8 protein-coding genes are annotated in these 4,595 nt (G+C 63.2%); 7 read left to right on the forward strand and 1 reads right to left on the reverse strand.

The window, feature by feature from the left end; all coding sequences use genetic code 11:
• Nucleotides 1–41: 41 nt before the first annotated feature.
• Nucleotides 42–593, reverse strand: a complete 552-nt coding sequence (gene hslV / locus E5W87_RS24010) for an ATP-dependent protease subunit HslV (protein WP_292403161.1) — start codon at nucleotides 591–593, stop codon at nucleotides 42–44.
• Nucleotides 594–814: 221 nt separating this feature from the next.
• Between hslV and hisB the strand changes: the two genes are divergently transcribed.
• The 7 genes from hisB to E5W87_RS24045 all read left to right on the forward strand — a co-directional run.
• Complete coding sequence (gene hisB, locus E5W87_RS24015) at nucleotides 815–1,414, forward strand: imidazoleglycerol-phosphate dehydratase HisB (protein ID WP_126104009.1); 600 nt, start codon at nucleotides 815–817, stop codon at nucleotides 1,412–1,414.
• 4 nt (nucleotides 1,415–1,418) lie between these two features.
• Complete coding sequence (locus E5W87_RS24020) at nucleotides 1,419–1,895, forward strand: DUF2628 domain-containing protein (protein WP_292403164.1); 477 nt, start codon at nucleotides 1,419–1,421, stop codon at nucleotides 1,893–1,895.
• A gap of 1 nt (nucleotide 1,896) precedes the next feature.
• The gene (gene hisH, locus E5W87_RS24025; RefSeq protein WP_292403167.1) at nucleotides 1,897–2,547 is read left to right on the forward strand and encodes an imidazole glycerol phosphate synthase subunit HisH; all 651 of its coding nucleotides are present in this window, start codon (nucleotides 1,897–1,899) and stop codon (nucleotides 2,545–2,547) included.
• Between the two features lies 1 nt (nucleotide 2,548).
• Nucleotides 2,549–2,839 (forward strand): DUF1330 domain-containing protein, encoded by a 291-nt coding sequence (locus E5W87_RS24030; protein WP_292403170.1) that lies wholly within the window; start codon nucleotides 2,549–2,551, stop codon nucleotides 2,837–2,839.
• A 3-nt stretch (nucleotides 2,840–2,842) separates the two neighbouring features.
• The gene (gene hisA / locus E5W87_RS24035) at nucleotides 2,843–3,592 is read left to right on the forward strand and encodes a 1-(5-phosphoribosyl)-5-[(5-phosphoribosylamino)methylideneamino]imidazole-4-carboxamide isomerase (RefSeq protein WP_292403173.1); all 750 of its coding nucleotides are present in this window, start codon (nucleotides 2,843–2,845) and stop codon (nucleotides 3,590–3,592) included.
• Nucleotides 3,589–4,425 carry an arginase family protein gene (locus E5W87_RS24040; RefSeq protein WP_292403176.1) on the forward strand — a complete coding sequence of 279 codons (837 nt, stop codon included), beginning with the start codon at nucleotides 3,589–3,591 and terminating at the stop codon, nucleotides 4,423–4,425. Before hisA ends, E5W87_RS24040 begins: the two co-directional genes overlap by 4 nt.
• Nucleotides 4,422–4,595 (forward strand): HisA/HisF-related TIM barrel protein (locus E5W87_RS24045; RefSeq protein WP_292403179.1); only part of this gene is annotated, 174 nt, incomplete at its 3' end. The genes E5W87_RS24040 and E5W87_RS24045, both read left to right, overlap by 4 nt.

Below are 4,595 nucleotides of genomic sequence, written 5' to 3' on the forward strand. Positions count from 1 at the left end.
CCGCCTCCGTCACCGGCCGAAAGTCATACAGCACGGCCGGCTCAGCCGGCATCGAGTGTTTCGATGACGAAGTTGTTGTTGGTGTAGACGCAAATGTCGGATGCGATCTGCATCGCCTTGCGGGCGATCTCCTCGGCATCCTTGTCGCTGTCCATCAGCGCGCGCGCCGCGGCCAGCGCGTAATTGCCGCCCGAACCGATGGCCATGACGCCATGTTCGGGTTCGAGCACGTCGCCGGTGCCGGTCAGCGCCAGCGAGACCGATTTGTCGGCGACCAGCATCATCGCTTCCAGCCGGCGCAGATAGCGGTCGGTGCGCCAGTCCTTGGCGAGTTCGACGCAGGCCCGCGTCAGTTGCTCCGGATATTGTTCGAGCTTAGCCTCGAGTCGCTCCAGAAGGGTGAAGGCATCGGCGGTGGCGCCGGCGAAACCGGCAATGACATTGCCGCTTTTGCCGATGCGGCGCACCTTCTTGGCGTTGCCCTTCATGATGGTCTGGCCGAGACTGACCTGGCCATCGCCGGCGATGACCACCTTGCCGCCCTTGCGCACCGTCACGATGGTCGTGGCGTGCATGGTCAGGTTATCAGACATTTTCTGCTCCGATCAGCACCGATCCCGAAGGCGATTGGCGCGTTACGAGTGACTTGATCGGCCATATGTATGCATAGGTCCGATGATTGCAAACCGGTCATCCGCAGGCTCGATATCCCTTGGCATGGCAACTGGCAATCGCCGGATCATGCTGCTAGAAGGCTCTCGTTTTCAAGCATGTGGACGTTTGGAACGTCGGAACTCTGGACAAGGATGAGGTCATGCCGCCCCGTTCCGCCAACGCAAGCCGCAAGACTGGGGAAACCGACATCTCGGTATCGGTCCAGGTCGACGGCTCGGGAAAATCCGATATTTCGACGGGCGTCGGCTTCTTCGACCACATGCTGGACCAGCTTTCGCGCCATTCGCTGATCGACATGACGGTCAAGGCCAAGGGCGATCTGCACATAGACGACCATCACACGGTCGAGGACACCGGCATCGCGCTCGGCCAGGCTCTGGCCAAGGCGCTGGGCGAGCGGCGCGGCATCATGCGCTATGCCTCGATCGATCTCGCCATGGACGAGACGCTGACGCGTGCGGCGATCGACGTCTCCGGCCGTCCTTTCCTGGTCTGGAACGTTGCGTTCTCGTCGCCGAAGATCGGCACGTTCGACACCGAACTGGTGCGCGAATTCTTCCAGGCCCTGGCGCAGAATGCCGGCATCACGCTGCATGTGACCAATCACTACGGCGCCAACAATCACCACATTGCCGAGACCTGCTTCAAGGCTGTGGCTCGCGCGCTGCGCGCAGCGCTTGAAAGCGACCCGCGCCAGCCGGATGCGGTTCCCTCCACCAAGGGATCTCTGAAGGGATAGCCTGATGGCCATCTATGTCGTTATGGAGCCGCCCGGCCGCAGCGAAAAGCCTGATATGACGGCCTTTGTCCGCGATGGTTTTTCCTGGCTCGGCTTCCTCGTGCCGCCGCTGTGGCTGCTCTGGCACCGGTTGTGGGTCGAGGCAGCACTGGCTTTTGTCGCCATGGCTCTCCTTTCGATGCTTGCCGAAGGATTGAGCCTGGGGCTGGCGGGTCCGTTGCTGTCGCTGCTTGTATCGCTCTATGTCGGGCTGGAAGGACAGGCCTTGCGGATTGCCGCACTGCGCCGCCGTGGCTGGCATGAATGGGGTGTCGTCGAGGCCGACAGGCTCGATGATGCCGATACGCGCTATGTGCTGGAAGCTGAAGCGCATTCGGATGAGCAAGCGCCCGCGCAACGCATCGTTCCCGACGCCGCCCATGCCCGGCCGGCGCAGACGGGTATGGTACTGGGACTGACCCACACGCCGGGAAGACCCTGACATGCGGGTCGCGATCATCGATTACGGTTCGGGCAATTTGCGCTCGGCCACCAAGGCCTTCGAGCGTGCCGCGCACGAAGCCGGCATCGCCGCCGCCATCGACCTGACCGCCGATGCCGAGCGTGTCAGAACCGCCGACCGCATCGTCCTGCCCGGCGTCGGCGCCTACGCCGATTGCGCGGCCGGGCTGCGCGCTGTGGCCGGCATGTGGGAAGCGGTCGAGGAGGTCGCGATCGTCAAGGGGCGGCCGTTCCTCGGCATCTGCGTCGGCATGCAGCTGATGTCGGAGCGGGGTCTGGAAAAAACCGTTACAGAAGGCTTTGGCTGGATCGCCGGCGACGTCAAGGAGATCACCCCGGCCGATCCAACGCTGAAGATCCCGCAGATCGGCTGGAACACGATCGAGCTCACGCGCAAGCACCCGCTGTTTTCCGGCATTCCAACCGGCAGCAAAGGATTGCACGCCTATTTCGTTCATTCCTATCATCTTGACGCCAGGAAAGCGGACGACGTGCTGGCGATTGCCGACTATGGTGGTCCGGTGACGGCTACCGTTGCCCGCGACAATCTCGCCGGTACGCAGTTCCATCCCGAAAAGAGCCAGACGCTTGGCCTGGCGCTGATCACCAATTTCCTGCGCTGGAGGCCCTAGGATGAGCAAGAAAGGCTACTGGATGGCGATGGTCGATGTCCGCGACCCTGAGGTCTACAAGCAATATATCGAGGCGAACGCCGCGGCTTTTGCGAAATATGGTGCGAAGTTTCCCGTGCGGGCCGGGCGTCACGCGAACCCGGAAGGGCCGACAGGCAATCGCCATGTCCTGGTGGAGTTCGAGTCCTACGACATGGCGATAGAATGCTACGAATCGCCTGAATACAGGGCAGCCTTGAAGTACAGGCTTGCCGCCTCGACCGGCCACTTCGTCATTGTCGAAGGCGCCTGACCGGTGATCCTGTTCCCGGCCATCGACCTCAAGGACGGCAAGTGCGTGCGCCTGAAGCATGGCGATATGGCGACCGCGACGATCTACAATGACGACCCGGCTGCGCAGGCCAGGGCCTTCGAGCAACAGGGCTTTGAATGGCTGCATGTCGTCGACCTCAACGGCGCCTTCAAAGGCCAGAGCGTCAACGGCGCGGCGGTCGGCGCCATCCTCAAGGCGACGAAAAATCCGGTGCAGCTCGGCGGCGGCATCCGCACCCTGGCGCAGGTCGAGGACTGGCTCGATCGCGGGCTGGCCCGCATCATTCTCGGCACGGTGGCCGTACGCGATCCCGATCTGGTCAGGCAGGCCTGCAGGGCATTCCCCGGAAGGATTGCCGTCGGCATCGACGCCAAGGGCGGCAAGGTGGCGGTCGAGGGCTGGGCAGAGGCCTCGAGCCTCGGCGTCATCGAACTGGCGAAGAAATTCGAGGGCGCCGGCGTCGCCGCCATCATCTACACCGATATCGATCGCGACGGCGTTCTGACTGGCATCAACTGGGACGCCACCATCGATCTCGCCGAAGCGGTTTCGATCCCGGTCGTCGCCTCTGGAGGTCTGGCCTCGATCGCCGATATCGTGCGCATGACCATGCCTGATGCGCAAAAACTCGAAGGTGCCATCTCGGGCCGCGCGCTTTATGACGGGCGTATCGATCCGGCCGAGGCACTGGCGATCCTGGCGGCGGCACCGGAGAAGGCGAGGGCGCGATGAAACTCTCGATCATCCTCGCACCCTATGACAGCGGCCTTTACCATGCCGGCTGTGGCCAGGGCCCCGACGCCATCATTGCCGGCGGCCTTGTCGATGAACTTACCTTCCGCGGCCACGATGTGGTCGTCGAGGACATCGGCGAGGTCGGCGATGCCCAGAGACGCGAAATCGCGACAGGCTTCGCCGTTTGCCGGGCAGTCGCCACCAAGGTCGATCTGGCGCGCGACGATGAGCGTTTTCCCATCGTGCTCGCCGGAAATTGCCTGACCGCCGCCGGTGCTGTGGCTGGCGACGCCGCGGACTCGATCATCTGGATCGATCAGCATGGCGATCTCAACACGCCCGAGACGTCCGCCTATGGCTTCCTCGACGGCATGGCGCTGGCGACGACGCTGGGGCTCTGCTGGCGCCCGATGACGTCAGCGATTCCCGGCTTCCAGGCGATCGATCCATCGCGGTGCATGCTGGTCGATGCGCGCGACCTCGATCCCGATGAAGGGCGGCTTCTAGAGACGCTGCCGATCATTCGCACCCAATGGGCCGATGCGCTCGACAACGTCGGAAAGCTGAAGGCGGCCGGCGCGGCCCAAGTACATCTGCATCTGGATTTGGACGTTCACGATCCGGATGTGCTGCAAGTGAACCGCTATGCGCAGCCTGGAGGCCCAAACCCGGATCAGCTGCGGCAACTGGCTTGCGGACTGGCCAAGTCGATCCCGATTGTCGGCGTCACCCTGTCTGCCTACGACCCTGCCTTTGACGCCAAGGGCGAGGTTCCGCCTGTCGTCGGGCAATTGCTTGGCGACTTTCTTGCCGCGCTTGAGAGGATTTGATGCTGAAAGCCCGCGTCATCCCCTGTCTCGATGTCAAGAACGGCCGCGTCGTCAAGGGCGTCAACTTCGTCGACCTGATCGACGCCGGCGATCCGGTCGAGGCGGCAAGGGCCTATGACGCCGCCGGCGCCGACGAGCTCTGCTTCCTCGACATCACCGCTTCGTCCGAA

The sequence above is a fragment of the Mesorhizobium sp. genome (assembly GCF_004962925.1).
Taxonomy (GTDB): Bacteria; Pseudomonadota; Alphaproteobacteria; order Rhizobiales; family Rhizobiaceae; genus Mesorhizobium.

Coding starts and splice junctions, on each gene's coding strand:
- hslV (WP_292403161.1), bottom strand. CDS start 593: ATGTCTGATAACCTGACCATGCACGCCACGACCATCGTGACGGTGCGC.
- hisB (WP_126104009.1), top strand. CDS start 815: ATGCCGCCCCGTTCCGCCAACGCAAGCCGCAAGACTGGGGAAACCGAC.
- E5W87_RS24020 (WP_292403164.1), top strand. CDS start 1,419: ATGGCCATCTATGTCGTTATGGAGCCGCCCGGCCGCAGCGAAAAGCCT.
- hisH (WP_292403167.1), top strand. CDS start 1,897: ATGCGGGTCGCGATCATCGATTACGGTTCGGGCAATTTGCGCTCGGCC.
- E5W87_RS24030 (WP_292403170.1), top strand. CDS start 2,549: ATGAGCAAGAAAGGCTACTGGATGGCGATGGTCGATGTCCGCGACCCT.
- E5W87_RS24040 (WP_292403176.1), top strand. CDS start 3,589: ATGAAACTCTCGATCATCCTCGCACCCTATGACAGCGGCCTTTACCAT.